Annotated in this window: 19 protein-coding genes; 11 read left to right on the top strand and 8 right to left on the bottom strand. The window is 62.9% G+C overall.

Annotated features, from left to right (window positions below):
- Positions 1–46 precede the first annotated feature (46 nt).
- A complete protein-coding gene (locus Q0974_RS07755) occupies positions 47–3,127 on the bottom strand; it encodes an efflux RND transporter permease subunit (protein ID WP_299324546.1) in 3,081 nt (1,026 codons plus the stop codon).
- A 10-nt stretch (positions 3,128–3,137) separates the two neighbouring features.
- Positions 3,138–4,346, bottom strand: a complete 1,209-nt coding sequence (locus Q0974_RS07760) for an efflux RND transporter periplasmic adaptor subunit (RefSeq protein ID WP_299324549.1) — start codon at positions 4,344–4,346, stop codon at positions 3,138–3,140.
- Positions 4,347–4,590: 244 nt separating this feature from the next.
- Between Q0974_RS07760 and Q0974_RS07765 the strand changes: the two genes are divergently transcribed.
- Entirely contained in the window at positions 4,591–5,319 is a 729-nt protein-coding gene (locus tag Q0974_RS07765; protein ID WP_299324551.1) for an SIMPL domain-containing protein, read from the top strand.
- A gap of 56 nt (positions 5,320–5,375) precedes the next feature.
- Here the strand turns inward: Q0974_RS07765 and Q0974_RS07770 are convergent, their stop codons facing one another.
- The 3 genes from Q0974_RS07770 to Q0974_RS07780 form a co-directional block, all read right to left on the bottom strand.
- Entirely contained in the window at positions 5,376–5,648 is a 273-nt protein-coding gene (locus Q0974_RS07770; RefSeq protein ID WP_299326246.1) for a GlsB/YeaQ/YmgE family stress response membrane protein, read from the bottom strand.
- A 223-nt stretch (positions 5,649–5,871) separates the two neighbouring features.
- Complete coding sequence (locus Q0974_RS07775) at positions 5,872–6,171, bottom strand: DUF1153 domain-containing protein (RefSeq protein ID WP_299324554.1); 300 nt, start codon at positions 6,169–6,171, stop codon at positions 5,872–5,874.
- 111 nt (positions 6,172–6,282) lie between these two features.
- The gene (locus Q0974_RS07780; RefSeq protein ID WP_299324556.1) at positions 6,283–6,591 is read right to left on the bottom strand and encodes a hypothetical protein; all 309 of its coding nucleotides are present in this window, start codon (positions 6,589–6,591) and stop codon (positions 6,283–6,285) included.
- Between the two features lie 162 nt (positions 6,592–6,753).
- On the opposite strand from Q0974_RS07780, the gene mnmA reads away from it, so the two are divergent.
- Complete coding sequence (mnmA, locus tag Q0974_RS07785) at positions 6,754–7,866, top strand: tRNA 2-thiouridine(34) synthase MnmA (RefSeq protein WP_299324559.1); 1,113 nt, start codon at positions 6,754–6,756, stop codon at positions 7,864–7,866.
- Entirely contained in the window at positions 7,866–8,246 is a 381-nt protein-coding gene (locus Q0974_RS07790) for a hypothetical protein (RefSeq protein WP_299324562.1), read from the top strand. Before mnmA ends, Q0974_RS07790 begins: the two co-directional genes overlap by 1 nt.
- Positions 8,247–8,250: 4 nt before the next feature.
- On the opposite strand, the gene Q0974_RS07795 is transcribed toward Q0974_RS07790, so the two are convergent.
- On the bottom strand, positions 8,251–8,580 hold the full coding sequence (locus tag Q0974_RS07795) for a hypothetical protein (protein WP_299324564.1): 330 nt from the start codon (positions 8,578–8,580) through the stop codon (positions 8,251–8,253).
- 24 nt (positions 8,581–8,604) lie between these two features.
- Here Q0974_RS07795 and Q0974_RS07800 point away from each other — a divergent pair, with 24 nt between their 5' ends.
- The gene (locus Q0974_RS07800; protein ID WP_299324567.1) at positions 8,605–9,729 is read left to right on the top strand and encodes a serine hydrolase; all 1,125 of its coding nucleotides are present in this window, start codon (positions 8,605–8,607) and stop codon (positions 9,727–9,729) included.
- A gap of 149 nt (positions 9,730–9,878) precedes the next feature.
- Complete coding sequence (locus Q0974_RS07805; RefSeq protein ID WP_299324571.1) at positions 9,879–11,831, top strand: caspase family protein; 1,953 nt, start codon at positions 9,879–9,881, stop codon at positions 11,829–11,831.
- Here the strand turns inward: Q0974_RS07805 and Q0974_RS07810 are convergent.
- On the bottom strand, positions 11,828–12,625 hold the full coding sequence (locus Q0974_RS07810; protein WP_299324573.1) for a PhzF family phenazine biosynthesis protein: 798 nt from the start codon (positions 12,623–12,625) through the stop codon (positions 11,828–11,830). The two genes, Q0974_RS07805 and Q0974_RS07810, sit on opposite strands and share 4 nt — an antisense overlap.
- Positions 12,626–12,690: 65 nt before the next feature.
- Positions 12,691–13,269: a pyridoxamine 5'-phosphate oxidase gene (pdxH, locus tag Q0974_RS07815; RefSeq protein WP_299324577.1), complete on the bottom strand. Its 579-nt coding sequence runs from the start codon at positions 13,267–13,269 to the stop codon at positions 12,691–12,693.
- Between the two features lie 83 nt (positions 13,270–13,352).
- On the opposite strand from pdxH, the gene Q0974_RS07820 reads away from it, so the two are divergent.
- The 6 genes from Q0974_RS07820 (at position 13,353) to Q0974_RS07845 (ending at position 19,482) form a co-directional block, all read left to right on the top strand.
- Positions 13,353–13,793, top strand: coding sequence for an ABA4-like family protein (locus Q0974_RS07820; RefSeq protein WP_299324580.1), 441 nt, complete (start codon positions 13,353–13,355; stop codon positions 13,791–13,793).
- Positions 13,794–13,875: 82 nt separating this feature from the next.
- Entirely contained in the window at positions 13,876–14,814 is a 939-nt protein-coding gene (locus Q0974_RS07825; protein WP_299324583.1) for a DnaJ C-terminal domain-containing protein, read from the top strand.
- 10 nt (positions 14,815–14,824) lie between these two features.
- A complete protein-coding gene (locus tag Q0974_RS07830) occupies positions 14,825–15,796 on the top strand; it encodes a YihY/virulence factor BrkB family protein (RefSeq protein ID WP_299324585.1) in 972 nt (323 codons plus the stop codon).
- Entirely contained in the window at positions 15,796–16,602 is an 807-nt protein-coding gene (fabI, locus tag Q0974_RS07835) for an enoyl-ACP reductase FabI (RefSeq protein ID WP_299324587.1), read from the top strand. The genes Q0974_RS07830 and fabI overlap by 1 nt, the downstream gene beginning before the upstream one ends.
- Complete coding sequence (gene aroC / locus Q0974_RS07840; protein ID WP_299324589.1) at positions 16,599–17,669, top strand: chorismate synthase; 1,071 nt, start codon at positions 16,599–16,601, stop codon at positions 17,667–17,669. Before fabI ends, aroC begins: the two co-directional genes overlap by 4 nt.
- Before the next feature lie 25 nt (positions 17,670–17,694).
- Positions 17,695–19,482: an SLC13 family permease gene (locus Q0974_RS07845; RefSeq protein WP_299326249.1), complete on the top strand. Its 1,788-nt coding sequence runs from the start codon at positions 17,695–17,697 to the stop codon at positions 19,480–19,482.
- Positions 19,483–19,521: the final 39 nt, after the last annotated feature.

The following is a 19,521-nucleotide window of genomic DNA, read 5'->3' on the forward strand; positions in this document are numbered from 1 at the left end:
TCGGTCGAATTAAACCGGCTGATTGGCCGGGAAGGATCGTGCTCGGTCATTCGGCCGGCTGGATGGTGGCCTTCTCGTCATCCTCGGGCTTGTAGGTCAGGGCCCGCCCGAAGAAGCGGCGGATGCGTTTCTCGGTGCTGTCCGCCAGACTGAAACAGGCCGGCACGATCACAAGCGTCAGCACGGTCGAAAGCAGCAGCCCGCCGATCACCGTCCAGCCCATCGGCGCACGCCATGCGCCGTCGCCAGTAAGCGCCAGCGCCGTCGGGATCATCCCGGCCGTCATGGCGACGGTGGTCATGACGATGGGTTGGGCGCGCTTATGGCCCGCATCGATAATCGCCGTATCCTTGTCGACGCCCTTGTCCATCTCCTCGATCGCGAAATCGATGAGCAGGATCGAGTTTTTGGCGACGATGCCGAGCAGCATCAAAAGGCCGATAAAGACTGGCATGGACAGCGGCTGGCCGACGATATGAAGCGCGATAGCACTGCCGAGCGGCGCGAGTATCAGCGATCCCATATTGACGAGCGGCGCCATGATCCGACGGTAGAGCAGTACCAGTACCGCGAAGACGAGCAACACGCCGGACAGGACCGCCACCATGAAGTTGAACAGCATTTCGGCCTGCCACTCTTCGGGACCGGCAATGACCCGGTCGACGCCCGGCGGCATATCTTCCCAGAAAGGCAGGGCGTTGATTTCCGACATGGCGTCGCCCGTCACGAGACCCGGCGCGAGATCGGCGCCGACGACGATGCGGCGGCGCTGGTCATAGCGGCGGATTTCGGTCGGGCCCGAGCCGAAATTGATATCGGCGACGAGGCGCAGCGGCACCGATCCGCCATTTTGCGTCGTGACCGGCAAGTTCTCGATCGTTGAAAGGTCGCGGCGCGATTCCTCGGCCAGCGCGACGCGGATCGGGATCTGACGGTCGCTGAGCGAGAAGCGAGCGGCATTCTGATCGATCTCGCCCTGCGTGGCGATGCGGATGGCGCGGCTGAGTTCGGCCGTCGTCACACCGAGATCAGCGGCCAGATCGAGCCGCGGCGTCACGACGATTTCCGGTCGGCTGAGATCGCCGTCGATCCGCGGTGCAACGATCGTGTCGAGCTCGCTCATCTGGCGGACAAGCTCGTCTGCCGCGGCTTCCAGCACCTCGGGATCGTCGCCGCCGATCACCATCGAGATATCGCGGCCGCTAAAGCCGCCTTGCTGCGACTGGAAGGTCACGCGTGCATCGGGGATGGCGCGCAAGAGTGGTGCGGTTTCGCGTTCGAATTCGGTGCTCTCGCGCTCGCGATCGTCATGCAGCGTCATGAAGATGCGACCGCTGCCCGGATCGATCCGCTGGAAGGCCGTGCGCACTTCGGGCTGTTCGCGCAGGATCGCGGCAACCTGATCGGATACGCGTTCGGTTTCTTCAATCGTAGTGCCCGGCACCATCTCGATATTGACCCGGCTGAAATCATTATCGGTTTCAGGCTGGAAGGTGATCGGCAATGTGTAGAAGGCGAAGATCGTGGCGACCAGCGCCCCGCCGCCGCCAATCAGCGCGGTCTTCCAGCGATGGACGAGCGACCATTTGAGGAGCGCCATATAACGGTCCATGGCCGGGCCTGCGCCATGTTCGCGCACGCCTTCGGCGCGCAGGAAATAGGCGGCCAATAGAGGCGTGATCAATCGCGCGACCGCCAGGCTCATGATCACCGCGACGCAGGTCGTCAGTCCGAACTGGATGAAGAACTGGCCCGAAATACCCGGCATCAGCGCAACGGGCAGGAACACCGCGACAATGGCCGCCGTCGTCGAGAGCACGGCGAGACTGATTTCCTCGGCCGCGTCGATCGACGCCTGATAGCTGGATTTGCCCATGCGCATATGTCTGACGATATTCTCGATCTCCACGATCGCGTCGTCGACAAGGACACCGGCCACCAGACTCAGCGCGAGCAGGCTGATGAAATTGAGCGAGAAGCCGAACAGGTCCATGAACCAGAAGGTCGGGATGGCCGAGAGCGGAATAGCGATCGCCGAGATCAGCGTTGCGCGCCAGTCGCGCAGGAAGAACCAGACCACGATGACCGCGAGGATCGCACCCTCGATCAGCGCCATCATCGCAGACTCATAATTTTCGCGCGTATATTCGACGGTCGTAAAGAGGCGCGTGAACTCGACGCCCGGATTGTCTTCCTCGATCTCGCGGAGCACCCGCTCGGCTTCGTCATAGACGGTAACGTCCGACGCGCCTTTCGCCCGCTCGATGCCGAAGCTCAGCACCTGGCGGTTGTTCATCTTGGAGAGCGACCGCTGTTCGCCATAAAGATCGCGCACATCGGCGATATCGGCGAGTTTGATCGTCCGGCCGCCGCCGAGCGCGATATCGGTCTGGCCGAGCTCATAGGCCGTATCGGCATTGCCGAGCACACGGACCGACTGTTCGGACCCGGCCACCTCGGCGCGGCCGCCGGCCGCGTTCACATTGACCGCGCGCAGCTGCGCATTGACCTGGCTCGCCGTAATGCCGAGCGATTGCAGGCGCGCCGGATCGAGGATCACGCGGATCTCGCGACTTACCCCGCCACCACGATCGACGGCCGCCATGCCGTCGATCGACAGCAATTGCCGCGCGACATTATTGTCGACGAACCAGCTCAGCTCCTCGAGCGTCATGTCGACATTTTCGACGGCGAAATAGGCGATCGTGCCGCCACCATTGATCTCGACCCGCACGATCTGCGGTTCGAGAATGCCTTCGGGCAGGTCGCCGCGGATCTGCGCCATCGCATTGCGCACGTCGTTGACCGCCCGGTCGACCGGCGTGCCGATATCGAACTCGATAAAGGTGCGCGAATTGCCTTCGTTGACGAAGGAGGAGAGCGTGTTGACGCCACTGATGTTACGCACCGCCGCCTCGACCCGCTGCGTCACCTGCGTTTCGAGTTCGGTCGGAGCGGCGCCCGGCTGCGCGATGATTACCTGCACCGCCGGGAAATCGACCTCCGGACTGTCATTGACGTCGAGCCGGATGAAACTGACGATGCCGGCCAGCATCAACCCGAGGAACAGCACGAGCGGCGGCGTCGGGTTCTTGATGGCCCAGGTCGATAATGTCCGGAAACTCATTGAGTAGCTCCTAGCTCTCGTTTTCCTGGGTCATGCGTTGCGGGATGACCTCATCGCCCGGGTTGAGGAACGCGCCCGCCGACCGAACGACACGCTCATTGCCCCGCAGGCCTTCGCGGATCGTTATCCCGGTCGTGCTGACCGTGCCGATCGTCACTTCGCGCCGTTCCACAATATTATCTTCATTGATTATATACACATAATTGCCGTCATTGTCGCTCTGCACTGCCGATTCCGGCAGCATCGGCGCATCGATCGAGCCGCTGACGATTTCCGCGCTCGCAAAACCGCCCGGGCGGAGGCCTTCCTCATAGGATAATGCGACGCGCGCTTGTCCCTGTCGGCTGGTCGGATCGATTGTCGGCGAAAGCTGCCAGATCTGGCCTTCGAAACGATCGGCGGTGCCAACCGGGACGATCGTCGCCTGCTGTCCGACCGACATGCGCCGGAGATCGGATTCCGACACTTGTGCAATCATCTCCATTTCGCCGCCTTGAGCGAGCATGAACAGTGCGCCGCTGCCCGCGCTGACGACCTGACCCGGTTCGGCGCTCCGCTGCAGCACCAAGCCCGCGGACGGCGCGCGAATGGCGAGTCGACCCGCCCGGGCGCGCAGTTCGTTAAGCTGAGCCGCCGATACGTTGACGCGGGCCCGTTCGGCATCGCGCGTCGCGGTCAACCGGTCGATATCGGCCTGGCTGATGAAACCGCGCTCGACGAGCTGGAGCGAGCGATCGAGATTGGCTTGGGCAAGTGCGAGATTGGCGCGTGCGACTTCGAGCTGCGCGGCCGCGCCGCTCACCTGCTGCGACTGGACCGAGCTTTCGATGGTCGCAAGCACCTGACCGGCACCAACCCAGTCGCCGGCATCCACGAACACCCGCGCAATCTGGCCGCCCTCGCCGGCGACACCGACCGGCATCGGCCGCCGTGCGGCGAGCGTGCCGCTCGCGGTTATGGTATTGGATATGGATTGCGAGCCGGGTACGATCACGGTGACCGTCGGCAGGTCGCGCGCAGGGCCGTCTTCGCCCGCCGCAGCGCCCGCATTTTCGCCGGACCCGCCTGCGAACATGAAATAGGCCGCGACAATGACCAGCGCGCCGACCACCACGCCAATGATGATCATGCGCCGCCGCCGGTCGCGCCGCCGTTCTTCTTCCTCAAATTCGCTCATCGGCGCTGCCCCCTCGCCTTCGAAGCGTTGTTCGACGTTCATATCTGCCACCTTGGCCTTGCTCCGCATTCTTCACTGTCGTGCTGTATTACAATAATAGAACACGAGGCTCAAGCGGTAAGTGTTTTCGCGGCTCGTTTGCGTTTTTAACGGTGCGAAATCAAGGTGTCCTAACGGACGGATTCGACCGTTCATCGAAGCGCAACCCCGAATCTGCTCGGGGAATCGGGTAAGGATGGCCCATGGGCCGAAATCCTGCAGCCAAATCCAATCGGGAGTGCCCTCTATGAGATATTTTCTTCCCACGCTCGCTTTTGCCTGTTTTGCGGTCGCCGTTACGCCGCCGGCGGTGGCTCAAATGCCTGCGCCGACGATGGCGATCGACGGCACACGGCTCGATATCGTCGCCATGGGCGAATCGCGCCGGACACCGGATATCGCCGTGATCAACGCTGGCGTAGTGACCGAGGCCCCGACGGCATCCGCGGCGCTGCAGGCCAATAATCAGCAGATGAGTCGCGTGTTCCGGGCGCTCGAAGCCGCTGGTTTCGCCGAGCGGGATATCCAGACGGCCTCGATCAACCTCAGTCCGCGCTACGATTATTCGGACCGCAGCGAGCGACGACTGATCGGCTATACCGCGTCGAATCAGCTCACCATCCGCTTTCGCGAGATCGAGCAGGCGGGTTCGGTGATCGACACGCTGGTCGCGCAGGGCGTGAACCAGATCAACGGGCCGAGTTTTCAGGTCGATTCGCCCGAAGAGGCACTAAACGAGGCGCGGCGCGATGCGATTGTCAAAGCGCGTGAGCGGGCCGAGCTCTATGCGGCGGCTGCCGGTATGCGCGTCGTGCGGATCGTTGCGATCAGCGAAGCCGGTGCGGCCCGTCCGCCGGTGATCATGCAGCGCGGCGGGATGGCGATGGATGCAGTGGCCGAAGCTGCACCTTTACAGGTCGCGCCGGGCGAACAGCGGCTGACGGCGAATGTTTCGGTGACGTTCGAGCTGCAATAGGCGCAAAAAAAGCGCCGGGCGCACTGCCGCCCGGCGCTTTTTTGATTCACTGTCGCTTAGCGGACCCGTCCGCGCTGGATCAGGTTGACGATGCCGAGCAGGACAACCGCGCCGACAAAGGCGACGACGAGCGTTTCGATATTGAACGCGCTGTCACGCAGGCGCGCCGACTCGCCGCCGATGAAACCGTAGAGAAAACGGCCGAGCACCGAACCGATACAGCCGACGATGACGTTCCAGAAAATACCCATCGATGCGTCGCGGTTCATCACCATGCTGGCGAGCCAGCCCATCACGCCGCCCATCACCAGGGCGATAACAAATCCAATCATGCGGTCCTCCCAATAGCTGCGCCCCCGTATTGGCGGCGCTTCCGATCATAGCTGGGTTACGCATGGCGACGGCCATCCGTTCCCAGTGCGATTCGCGTATCGGGGAGGGTGCTAGCCGGTTATCGTCCAAAAACAAATTCCCCGGCCGCCGACGGAGATGGCGACCGGGGAATCCGTTGCTCGCTGGCGGCCGCTGCTCGGCCGTGCGACAAATTCGGTTCTAATATTTCTGCTGGCGTTCGTAGAGCGACTTGTAATGCTGGAGGCGCGTGACGCGCAGGCCCGGCATGCCGGAGCGATCGATCGCGCGCTGCCAGCTGGCGAATTCCTCGACCGTCAGGTCGTAGCGTTCGCAGGCTTCGTCGACCGTCAGCAGACCGCCATTGACCGCAGCCACGACCTCGGCCTTGCGGCGCACGACCCAGCGGCGGGTCGAAGGCGGCGGCAGCGTTTCCAAGGTCAGCGGCTCCCCCAGGGGACCGATCACTTGCGCCGGGCGTATCTTCTGGTTCTCGATCATTCTTTCCTCGATAGGATCAGCCGATCCGGGCTTGTTCCGTAGCATTACGATGAACGCCTTATAATCAAAGGCCGTTGAAAGAAGCCTAAAATGCCAAGGTAAACAGCCATTTTACCAAGCTTTCCGTTCGGTTAGCGCGGCGTTCCAGGATGGGACGGCAGGGTTGAAGCTGCCGCGCAAAATCGCCGCCCGCGCCATGCCGGTCAGGCCGTCATCTTGCGGTTGCGGTGCGAACAGCGCGGTCAGCGATTGGGCGATGTCCATCGTGCGCCCATTGCCCATGGCGAGTCGCGTCGCGAGCCGCGCCGTCGGCTGCGCGGCCTGCGCCGCGGCAAGCAGGGCGACCAGCGCGCGAAAGTCCGGCGCTATGCGTCCGGCTGCGTCCATGCGGCCGCCAAAGGGGCTGAAGTTCATCTCCATGACCCCGGCTATTAGGGATCAAGGCTGAAAACGTGGTAAAGGCGCCGGCAACGCTTTGGTGAGGAATTGTGGCGGCGAAACCGCACGATGGTTAGCAAAGCGAGAATGGCGATGCCGATTGCCCCTTTGCGCATAGCGTCATCAAACCCTAAATAGCGCGCCATGACGGAAGCCGATTTTCAGCTCGATCGCCCGGCCAGCGAAAGCCGGATCGTCGTCGCCATGTCTGGCGGCGTCGACAGCTCCGTCGTGGCCGCGCTCGCCGCGAAGACGGGCGCGGAGGTGATCGGCATCACGCTGCAGCTCTACGATCATGGCGAGGCGACGGGCCGCACGGGCAGTTGCTGCGCCGGGCAGGATATCCGGGATGCGCGTGCCGTCGCCGAAAAGCTCGGTATTGCGCATTATGTATTCGACTATGAATCCCGCTTCCGGGAATCGGTGATCGACGATTTCGCCGACGAATATATGGCGGGCCGCACGCCGATCCCGTGCATCCGCTGTAACCAGAGCGTGAAGTTTCACGACCTGCTCGGCATGGCGCGCGATCTCGGCGCGGATTGCCTGGCGACCGGCCATTATGTCCGCCGCGTGATCGGTGAGCACGGTCCCGAACTGCACCGCGCCCATGATCCGGCGCGCGACCAGAGCTATTTCCTTTTCGCGACGACGAAAGGCCAGCTCGATTATCTGCGCTTCCCGCTGGGCAATATGCCGAAGACGCAGGTGCGCGAGATTGCGCAGGAGCTTGGCCTCGTGGTCGCGCTGAAGCCCGACAGCCAGGATATCTGCTTCGTGCCGGACGGCGATTATGCGAAGATCGTCAAGAAAGTGCGCCCCGAGGCCGGCGAGGGCGGCGAGATCGTGACGCGCACCGGCGAGGTGCTCGGCGAGCATAAGGGGCTGATCCACTATACGGTCGGCCAGCGGCGCGGCCTTGAGATCGGCGGCCAGCCCGAACCGCTTTATGTCGTGAAGCTGGAGCCCGAGACCCGGCGCGTGGTCGTCGGCCCGAAATCCGCGCTGGCGGTCAGCGCGGCCCGTATCGAGGACCTCAACTGGCTCGGCGATGATTTCCATGGCGCGATGACCGCGAAAGTCCGCTCGCTGGCCAAGCCCGCGCCGGCCCGCTTCGACGGCGAGATGGTCACCTTCGATACGCCGGAATACGGCGTCGCGCCCGGCCAGGCGGCCGTGCTCTATCAGGGCGATCGCGTCATGGGCGGCGGCTGGATTGCCGAAACGGTGGCCGCCGAAGAGGCGCTGGCGGCCTGATGCGGTTCGCGCGCTGGACGTTCGGCATCGCCGCGGTCTGGGGCATCGCGATCATCGCACCACTCTATTTCCTCGAAAGCCGGATCGCGGCCGATTTCCCGCCGCCCGTCGCGCGCCCCGAACTCTATTACGGATTTGTCGGCGTGGTGCTGGCATGGCAGTTCGTCTACGCGCTGATCGCGATCGATCCCGTTCGCTATCGCCCGCTCATGCTGATCGGCGCGCTCGGCAAGCTCTCCTTTTTCGGTGCCTGCACCGTGCTCTATCTGCAGGGCCGCGTCGACGCCACGCTCGTTGCTACGACGGCACCGGACCTGCTGCTGGCGCTGCTATTCTGTCTGGCCTGGGTGAAGACGGGCCGTTCGACTCGCAGCGCCTGACTACCTAATCCGCTCCCGGCAGCGGCTCCAACACGCACCCCAAGCCTTCCCGGAACTGCGCCGAACGGCTCGCGAGCAGCGGCACGCTCGCCGTGATGCGCTTTTCCGCCTCGTCTTCGGTCATCGAGATCATCTCCATGCCGGGCTCATAGTCATTGTAGCAGCTCTCCATGTCGCGCCCGCCGATATAGCGGCAGGAGCAGACGACATGCGCGCCATAGCCGACGCCGAGTTCGACCGTCGGCCGCATCCGCATCGCATAGACGATGACCGCGATCAGCAGGATCAGCAGCACGATAATGGTGCCCGTCAGAATTGGCCGCTTCACTTTCATGGCGGTCAGCCCTAGCCTGACGCAATGATGAAGCAAAGATGGCTTGTTCCTCTTGCCGCCAGCGCGGCGTTGATCGCAATCGCCGCCGCGCCCGTACTCGAGACCGGCGATGCGGAAGAGACCGTTGCGTCCGAAGAGACAACGGCCGCCCCGGTCGTGGCGCGTCCCGATATCGCGCCGCTGGTCGATGATCTGTTCAGCGACGATGTCGTCGGCGAAACACGCGTCGTGCTCGTGATGCATGACGGCGAGATCGTGGCTGAACGCTATGCGCCCGGTTACACGGCGGACATGCGCTACGTCTCCTGGTCGATGGCGAAGACGGTCACGGCCATGCTTGTCGGTTTCCTCGTCGACGATGGCGTGCTCGAACTCGATGCCCCGGCGCCGATTTCCGAATGGCGGGACGCAGACGATCCGCGCGGGGCCATCACGCTGCGCCACCTGCTCCATATGGCGTCCGGGCTCGAACATACCGAAGTCAATGATCCGATCTGGGATTCCGATACCAATCGGATGCTCTTCACGAGCGGGACGGACGATATGGCGGCCTATGCCGTGTCGCAGCCGCTCGAAGCCGATCCCGGCAAGAAATATGAATATTCGAGCGCGACGACGGTTATCCTCTCGCGGATTATCGCCGATGCGCTGACGGATTCGGAAGATCCGGGCGAACGCGCGGCGGCTTATCGCCGCTTCGCCGAACAGCGGCTGCTCGGGCCGGCCGGCATATCGAGCGTCTATTTCGAGTTCGACGCGAGCGGCACGCAGATCGGCGGCAGCCTGATCCATGCGACGGCGCGGGACTGGGCTCGGCTCGGCGAGGTCATGCGCACCGGCCAGGCGCCGGACGGCACGCAGATCATCTCGCCCGAATGGCGCACCTTCATGCTCACGCCCTCACCGTTGAACGGCGAATATGGCGGGCAGACCTGGCTCAACCGGCCCGGCGGCGTGTTCGATACGCCCGTCCTGTTTCCGGATCGCGGGCCCAATACGATCTTCGCCTTTAACGGGCATCTCGGCCAATATGTGATGGTCTCGCCCGAACAGGGGCTGACGGTCGTGCGGCTGGGTAATACGCCCGATGGCGAGCTGCGCGAGGCCGTCGTCATGCGGATGGCGCGCATTTTCGAGGCGTTCGGCTGATTCTCGCGCCTGTGTTTTAAGTCATAGCCGGTGCGCCGCTTTGCGGCTAAACGCGCTCGGGACGCGGGTCGAAAACGCTTTATCGCTGTTCAGCCCCGCTTCACCGCAGCCATGCCATGGGGGTCATGGGTCGGCGCATTGGGGAAGAAATGATTATGAAATCCAAGATATTGGCAAGTTGCGGCGTCGCGATGATGGCGATTGCGCTGAGCCCGCCGGTCATGGGGCAGGCGCAGGACGGTGCGTTGACGCTCGGCCAGACCGCGCAGGGCGAACTGGAGGCCGGCGATCAGGTATCGGGCGGCAAGGGCCAATATTATGATGAATGGACCCTTCGCGCATCAGCCGGTCAACAGGTTTCGGTCATCCTCGAATCCGATGCTTTCGACACGAAGCTCGAGGCGCAACTTCCAGACGGTACGCGGCTCGTAAACGACGATAACCACTGGGTGCCGGAAACGACCAACAGCCGTTTGGACTTGGTGATGCCGGCATCAGGCGAGCTTGCCGTGCGCGCGCAATCCTTCCGCCCCCAGGAAAACGGTGCCTACACGATCCGTCTGGTGCCGACCGATAGGCTGCAGGTCGCCGAAACCGTTATCGCACCGCAGACGATATCAATCGGGCAGACCCGCAATGGCAGCCTGTCGTCGGACGGCGATGCCGAGGTCAACGGCCGCTATACGGACCGCTTTGTGTTTCGTGGCACGCGCGGTCAGCGGATCGATCTGCGCGCTTCGGGCGATTTCGACACGATGCTGACGCTGATCGGCCCGGACAATTTCCGCGTGCGCAACGACGATGACAGCACGGCGCGGGAGCCGACGCTCAACAGCCGCGTGCTCGCAACGCTGCCGGCCGATGGCGAATATACGATCGCCGTCACCAGTTACGGCCGCGGCTCGACCGGCGATTATGAACTGGCGACCGGCCTCAATCGGAACGGCGTGGCCGATACCGCGATGATCGGCGGCAATGCCGCACCGCTGAGCTTCGGGCGGACGCTGACGAGCGAGCTCGGCAAGGATGACGAAACGCTGGGCAGTGGCGAATATCTGGAGCGCTACAGTTTCGAAGGCCGGCGCGGCCAGCCGGTGACCATCGATCTGAGTTCGGATGAGTTCGACACCTATCTGATCCTGCAATCACCCTCGGGCGAACAGGTCGATATCGACGATACCGGCGAATCACTGAACAGCCGGTTCGAGCGGGTGCTGGAGGAAGACGGCATATATACGCTGATTGCGACCAGCTATGCGCCCGGCGAAACCGGCGCGTTCCGTCTCGCGTTGAGCGAGGGCACGACGCGCATTCCGGCGAATCCGGAGCAGCGCCAGGTCTTCGCGATTTCGGTCGGCATTGCCGATTATGGCGGCAACACGTCCGATCTCAGCTTCACCGACAGCGATGCGGCGAAGCTGTACCAGAAGTTCGAGGAGCTCGGCATGCTGCGGCAGGAGAGCATCCTCTTGACCAACCAGGATGCGACGCTGCCCGAATTTCGTCGCGCCTTTCAGCGCGTCGCGGCGCAGGCGGGGCCTGACGATATCTTCCTGTTCTTCTTCTCCGGCCATGGCAATCAGATCGACGATCCCAACGATCGCGCCGAGCTGGACGGGCGCGACGAGACACTCGTGTTCGGCGATGGCGAGGAACTGACGGATGACGAGCTGGCGCAGATGTTCGCCGGCCTCAATGCGGGCACGACGATGATCGTGCTGGACGCCTGTTTCTCGGGGGGGTTCGAACGCGATCTGATCACGCGGCCCAATATGATGGGGCTGTTCAGCTCGGAAGAGGATCTGACGAGCCTTGTCGCGTCGGAGTTCAACGCGGGCGGCTATCTGTCGCGTTTCTTCTCGGACGGCGTCGCTGGGCAGGCCGATGACAATGCCGATGGCAATATTACGGCGGGCGAGCTCGTCTCCTATCTCCGCTATCGCTTCCGCGAACAGTGCGACGGGCGCAACTGCATCGAAGCGGAAACCGGCGATGCCCAGCGCAACCATCAGGAACTGGTCGTGCAGCGCGGCAGCGTTGAGGTCGACGATATCCTCGTCACCCTGCCCGAACGGTTCGGCGTGATGAGTGGCGCGCGCTAGAAGAAAAACTCGCCTTCGATAACCGTCGCGCAGTGGCCGGATAGTACCGCACGATCGCCATCGAGGCGGCAGCCCACATGGCCGCCACGGGCGCTGGCCTGGAAAGCGGTAAAGCGGTCGCGGCCCAGCCGTTCGGCCCAGAAGGGTGTCAGTACGGCATGAGCTGAGCCCGTCACCGGGTCTTCATCGACACCCGCGCCCGGTACGAAGACGCGGCTCACCACATCGGTCTCGCTACCGGGCGCCGTTGCAATGAACTGCCAGTCTCCGATTGCGGCGAGTGCGCGCATATCGGGCGCCAGCGCGCGGACCTGATCTTCATTCTCGTAGAGATAGAGAGAATAGCGGCCCTCATGAAAATGGGTTTCGAGCGGCTCTGCGTCCAGCGCCGCAACGGCCTCGGGCAAGGCTTTGGGTGCTGGCGGATAGGCGGGCAGCGAGACTTCAAAGCCCTCGCCATTGCGGCGCACTTCGAGCAGGCCGGCCTTGCGCGTGCGAAATATGACGCTGTTTCGCGCCCAGCCCTCGCGCAATATGTGCGCGCCCGTCGCCAATGTCGCATGACCGCATAGCGCGATTTCGAGACCCGGCGTGAACCAGCGCAGTTCGAAATCGGCCTCGGGGTCGTCTTTGGCGGGCAGATAGAAGGCCGTCTCGCTGAGATTATTCTCGACCGCGATGGCCTGCAGGATATCGTCTTCGAGCCAGCTTTCGAGCGGCATTACCGCCGCCGGATTGCCGCCGAATGCGGTTTTCGAAAAAGCATCGATCTGTACGAGGCGCAGCGTAGGCATCACCTGTCTCCCTTCGCCACGGCGCATAGGCGCGCGCAAAGCGAGCGGAAAGCCCGATTATCTCGTCAGGGGTAAAGCAGGCCTTCGTCCCAGCCGTACGCCGTGCGTGTGAACACCCGCCGATGGTGTAGGCGATGTTCGCGATCTTCCCAGAATTCGATACGCTGCGGATCGAGGCGGAAGCCCGACCAATGCGGCGGGCGGGGCACATCGCCGCCCTCGAACCGCGCGCGCATTTCTTCATAGCGCGCCTCGAATGTCTCGCGGCTGTCGAGCGGGCGCGACTGGTCTGACGCCCATGCGCCGAGTTGCGAATCCCGGCTGCGCGTTGCGAAATAGGCATCGCCCTCTTCGTCGGACACCCGGCTCACCGGGCCTTCGATCCGCACCTGCCGGCGCAGCGATTTCCAATGGAAGAGTAGCGCGGCCTTTTCGGTTGCCAGCAATTCGTCGGCCTTGCGGCTTTCGAGATTGGTGTACCAGACGAAGCCGCGTTCATCATGCCCCTTGAGCAGGACCATGCGGACCGATGGCTGATGATCGGGCGTGGTCGTCGCGAGCGCCATCGCATTCGAATCGTTGATTTCGCTGGCCCGCGCTTCGGCGGCCCAGGCGGTGAAGATGGCGTGCGGATCGTTGGTCATGCCGGAGCTTTTAGGGCAGCCGGGCATCGTCTATCAACGCCGGAAATCAATTCGATCAAGCGCAGGCTTTCGGGGGGAACGATATGGATTGGCCGACAATATTCAGCATAGCGAACCTGTTCGCGCTACTCGCCTGGGTGGCGTTGATCTTCGGACCGCGGCGGGAGATCGTTTTCACGGTCCTGCGCGAGGGCGTGGTCGGCTTGCTGAGCCTCTTCTATGCCGCCCTGCTCATCTATCTGATGGTCTTCGCGCCTGCGCCCGGCGGGGCGGGGCCGGACTTCTCGACTATCGAGGGCGTACGCACGATTTTCGCGACGGATGCCGGGCTTACGCTCGGCTGGGTCCATTATCTGGCGTTCGACCTGTTCGTCGGTCTGTGGGTCGCGCGCAACGCGGACGCGATATCCCTGTCCCGCATCGTCCAGGCGCCGATCCTGCTCGCGACCTTTCTTTTCGGGCCGATGGGATTGTGCATCTATCTGATCGTCCGCCGCATTCACGGCATGCCGAAAACCGCTTGAAAAAGCGGGAGCTCTCCCCCATTTCAGTTGTTGTATTTTTGCAACAGTTGGCTAATGGGACATGATGTACGACACGGACACTATGGCAGCAGATCCTTACGCTACTTTGGGTGTATCGCGCGGCGCGAGCGAGGCGGAGATCAAGTCCGCCTATCGCAAGCTCGCGAAGGAACTGCATCCGGATCGCAACAAGGACAATCCGCAGGCGGCCGAAAAATTCTCGGCGGCCACCAACGCCTATGACCTGTTGAGCGACAAGGACAAGCGCGCGCAGTTCGACCGGGGCGAGATCGATGCCGAGGGCAATCCGACGCATCCGTTTGCGGGCGGCGGTTTCAGTGGCGGCCGCCCGGGGCGCGAGGGCACGCATTTCGAATTCTCCGAAGCCGGCGATATCGGCGATATCTTCGAGGGCCTGTTCGGTGGCGGGGGACGCAGTACGGGTTCGTCGCGCGGCCCGTTCGGCGGTTTCGGCCGGCGTCAGGCGCCGCCGCGCAAGGGCGCGGATATGGGCTACAAGCTCGCCGTGCCGTTTGAGGACGCGGCGCGCCTCGATGATCAGCGGATCACGCTTTCGAGCGGCAAGACGATCGATCTCAAACTCAGGCCCGGCGTCGAAAGCGGCACGCAGATGCGGCTGACCGGACAGGGGCAGGAGGGCCCCGGCGGCGCGGGCGATGCGATCGTCACGATCCTCGTCCAGGATCACAAATTCTTCGAGCGCGATGGCGACAATATCCGGCTCGATATTCCGATTGGTCTCGACGAGGCCGTGCTCGGCGCGAAGATCAAGGTGCCGACGGTCGACGGGCCGGTAATGCTGACCGTGCCGAAAAATGCGGCATCGGGGAAAACACTGCGGCTCAAGGGCAAAGGCTTCCATAAAAAGGGCGGCGGCCGGGGCGATCAGCTTGTGAAGCTCGAAATCGATCTCCCCGAGGATGACAAGGATCTCGCCGAGTTCGTGAAGAGCTGGAAACCTGGAAAGCCGCAGAACCCCCGCTCCGAATTCGGTGTGTAGGGTTTAACCCTTGACGCACGAAGCTTCGCAATCGCCTGAGGCGCGCCGCAGGCTGGACGAGCTTCGGATACGCGAGGGACGGCCGCTCGAAAGGCCCGAGCCGCGCACCTGGGGCTGGACGACGCTCAAACGCATGGCCGAAGGCGTCTATGCCGAGGGCTTCGTCCATGCCGGCAATCTGGCCTTCATGGCGCTGCTCGCGCTCTTTCCCTTTTTCATCGTGCTGGCGGCAATCGCCCAGATTGTCGGGCGGACGGAGGACGGGCTGCAGGCCGTTTCGATGTTCCTCCAAAGCGTGCCGCCTACGGTAGCATCGGCGCTGGAAGACCCGATTGCGAGCGTGCTTTCCGCGCGGACGGGCAATCTCTTATGGATCGGCGCGGCTATCGGCCTTTGGACGACCACCAGTTTTATCGAGACCATCCGCGAGATCCTGCGCCGCGCCTATGGCACACCCTATGGCCGGCCCTTTTACGAGTATCGGCTGTTCTCGATCGGTCTCGTGATCATCGCGGTTGCGCTGGCGCTGCTCGCCTTTGTACTCCAGTTTCTGATCACCGGTCTCGAACAGTTCATCTATGATGTACTGCCCGTGCTCGAGGAATATCGCGTACTCGTCACGATTTCCCGCGTCGTGCCGGCTTTGGCCATTTTCCTCGCCTTCTATCTGGTCTTCTGGACGCTTACGCCGCGCGAATACCGCCCCCGTCGCTATCCCAAATGGCCGGGCGCGCTGCTGGTGACGGTCTGGTGGCTGGGTACGACGGCGCTGATGCCGATCGTGCTCTCCAACCTCATCAGCTACGACCTGACCTATGGCAGCCTTGCCGGCTTCATGCTGTCGATGATGTTCTTCTTCGTGATCGGCTATGGCGTCGTCGTCGGCGCGCATTTCAACGCGGCACTGGCGGAAGTGCCCGAAAGCGAGCTAAGGGAGCGTCTGGACGAAACTGCGTCCGAAATTCAGATCGAGGAACCGTAATGGCGGGATTGATGGAAGGGAAACGCGGGCTGATCATGGGGCTCGCCAACAACAAGTCGCTGGCATGGGGCATTGCGCAGCAGCTTGCCGATCAGGGCGCCGAATTGGCGTTCAGCTATCAGGGCGAGGCACTCGAAAAGCGCGTGCGCCCTTTGGCCGACAGCCTGGGTTCCGATTTCCTGATCGAATGCGATGTATCGGATATGGATGCGCTCGACGCCGCCTTCGCGACGCTTAAAGAGCGCTGGGAGACGATCGATTTCGTCGTTCACGCCATCGGCTTTTCCGACAAGAACGAGTTGCGCGGCAAATATGTCGACACCAGCCTCGATAATTTCCTGATGACGATGAACATCTCGGTCTATTCGATGGTGGCCGTGACGAAGCGCGCGGCCGAAATGATGCCGGATGGCGGATCGATCCTGACGCTCACCTATTATGGCGCGGAAAAGGTCGTGCCGCACTATAACGTTATGGGGCCGGCCAAGTCGGCGCTCGAGACAAGCGTCCAATATCTCGCCATGGATTTGGGGCCCGACAATATTCGGGTGAACGCGATTTCCGCCGGCCCGATCAAGACGCTGGCCGCCAGCGGCATCGGCGATTTCCGCTATATTCTCAAATGGAACGAGCTGAATTCGCCGCTGCGCCGGAACGTCACGATCGAGGATGTCGGCGGGGCCGGGCTTTACCTGCTCAGCGATCTCTCCGCGGGCGTGACCGGTGAGATTCATCATGTCGACAGCGGCTATAATGTGATCGGCATGAAAGCCGAGGATGCGCCCGATATCGCGCTCGAGAAATGAGCGTCAACAGCTTCGGCCATGTGTTCCGCTTCATGACCTGGGGTGAAAGCCACGGGCCGGGGCTCGGCGTGGTTATCGATGGCTGCCCGCCGGGGATTGCGCTCGCGGAGACCGATATCCAGCCCTGGATGGATAAGCGCCGTCCGGGCCAGTCCCGCCACACCACGCAGCGCCGCGAACCCGATGCGGTGAAGATCATGTCAGGCGTCTATGAAGGCCGCACGACGGGCACGCCGATCCATCTGATGATCGAAAATGTCGACCAGCGGTCGAAAGACTATTCGAAAATCGCGGCGAAGTACCGGCCCGGGCATGCGGACTATACCTATGATGCGAAATACGGCTTTCGCGATCCGCGCGGCGGTGGGCGGTCTTCAGCGCGCGAAACGGCGGCGCGGGTCGCGGCGGGCGCGGTGGCGCGCAAAGTGCTGGGCGAGACTATCGCTATCCGCGGCTATCTGACCGAGCTTGGCGGTATTCCGATCGACCGGTCGCGCTTCGACGATGCCGCGATCGATGCCAACAGTTTCTTCTCTCCCGATCCGGTTGCGGCGGAGGAATGGGAAGCGGCCGTCGATGCCGCGCGCAAGGACGGCAATTCGCTGGGCGCAGTGGCCGAATGTATGGCGACCGGCGTTCCGGCCGGCTGGGGCGCGCCCGTCTATGCGAAGCTCGACGGCGAACTGGCGGCGGCGATGATGTCGATCAACGCCACCAAGGGCGTCGAAATCGGCAACGGGTTCGAAGCCGCGCGGATCACGGGGCGCGACAATGCGGACGAAATGGCGCCCGGCAACGAGGGGCCGCGTTTCCTCTCGAACAATGCGGGCGGTATTCTGGGCGGCATATCCAATGGCGATGTGATCGTCTGCCGTACCGCATTCAAGCCGACCAGTTCGATCCTGACGCCGCTCAAGACGGTCACACGCGATGGCGAAGAAACCGAGATTTCGACCAAGGGCCGTCACGATCCCTGTGTCGGCATTCGCGGCGTTCCCGTGGTCGAAGCGATGATGGCGCTGGTGCTGGCCGATCAAATGTTGCTTCACCGGGCGCAATGCGGGTGATAAACCGGCTCGCTTGGGGGTAGAGTTGGAAGCAATACAAGCCTTTATCGATGTCAATCAGGCGGTTATCGGCCTGGTTATCCTCGGGATCATGTTCGTTGCCTTTCTCTTCGAACGCTTCCCGGCGGCGGTGATAGCGCTGTTCGGCGCCTGTGCGTTTCTGTTCCTCGGCATCCTCGATTCCGATGGCTTATTGTCGGTCTTCTCAAACCCGGCGCCGATCACCATCGGTGCGATGTTCGTGCTGTCCGGCGCGCTGCTCAGAACCGGCACGATCGACGCGCTGGCCTCCGGAATCGTCGCGCGGGCGGCGAAGCGGCCGAAACTGGCCTTGGTCGAACTGTTCATCGGCGCATTCGTCGCCTCGGCCTTTATGAACAACACGCCCGTCGTGCTTGTGCTTATCCCGATCATGGCGCGGCTTGCAGAGGCAACCGGCATGTCGGTCAAACGCTTGCTAATCCCGCTGTCCTATATCTGCATCCTTGGCGGTACGATGACGTTGATCGGGACGTCGACCAACCTGATCGTCGATGCCGTCGCCCGGCAGGAAGGCATGGATTCGTTCGGGATTTTCGAGATCACGCCTTATGGCCTGATGGCCGCACTCGCCGGCGCGGTGACGCTGGCGATTTTGGGGCCGATCCTGTTGCCCAAGGGCGATCCGACGTCGCTCTACCGCAGTACCGAGGATACCGACTTTTTGACCGAGTTGATCGTGCCCGAGGATGGCGATGTGATCGGCCGCAAATATAGCGAACTGGCGGCGCTCAGGCCCTCACGGTTGAAGGTCTTGTCGATCAAGCGCGGCGAGGAATTCATCCGACATGAACTGTCGGAAGAAGTCGCCATGGCTGGCGATCATGTGATCATCCGTACCGATATGACCGAATTGCTCTCGCTGCGGCGTACACGGCAGTTCGAGATGGGGATCGCGGGCAAGAACGGTCCGAGCGCGAACAGCGAGGCGCTGGTCGAAGCGACGATAGCGCCGACCCATCCGAGCCTCGGACGGCGGCTGGCCGACATCCCGTTCCTGAGCCGGTTGCGCGTGCGGATCATCGGTATCACGCGCCACCGCCAGCTACCCGGGCCGGACATGGCCAATTCGCGCATGCGCGCGGCCGACCATCTGCTGGTGACGGGTTCTGAGGACGCGATCCGGCGCATGTACGAAAATCCGAACCTGCTCGGCGTCGGCCAGACGCGGACGCGCGAATTCCGCCGCGACCGGGCACCGATAGCGATCCTCGCGCTGGCGGCCGTGGTGACGCTAGCGGCGCTCAACATCGTGTCGCTCGCCGTGGCCGCGATCCTCGGTATGGGCGCCATCCTTGCCGCCCGCTGCATCGACGCAGAAGAGGCCTGGGGCTCGATCGATGGCAATGTGCTGATCTTGATCTTTGCGATGCTCGCTGTGGGCGTGGGCCTGCAACAGGCGGGCAGCGTCGCGCTGATTGTCGGAGCGATCGTGCCAATCCTCGAAACGGTGCCGCCCTGGTCGCTGATTTTCGTCGTCTACATCCTCTCGGTGCTGCTGACCGAAATCGTTACGAACAATGCCGTTGCGGTCATCGTCACACCGATCGTAATCGGCTTGGCGAACCAGCTCGGCGTCGACCCGCGCCCGCTCGTGATCGCCGTCATGTTCGCAGCATCGGCGAGCTTCGCGACGCCGATCGGCTATCAGACCAACACGCTCGTCTATGCGGCGGGCAATTACCGCTTCCTCGATTTCGTGAAGGCAGGTTTGCCGCTGACCGCGGCCGTCGGTTTTACGACATGCTGTGCCATCGCCTTCCTGTTCGCCTAGCGCTTGCGGTAGTGCCGGTCGGGCGATAGCGTTGGCGCC

Origin of the sequence: Parasphingopyxis sp. (genome assembly GCF_028279465.1) — a bacterium.
Lineage (GTDB): Bacteria > Pseudomonadota > Alphaproteobacteria > Sphingomonadales > Sphingomonadaceae > Parasphingopyxis.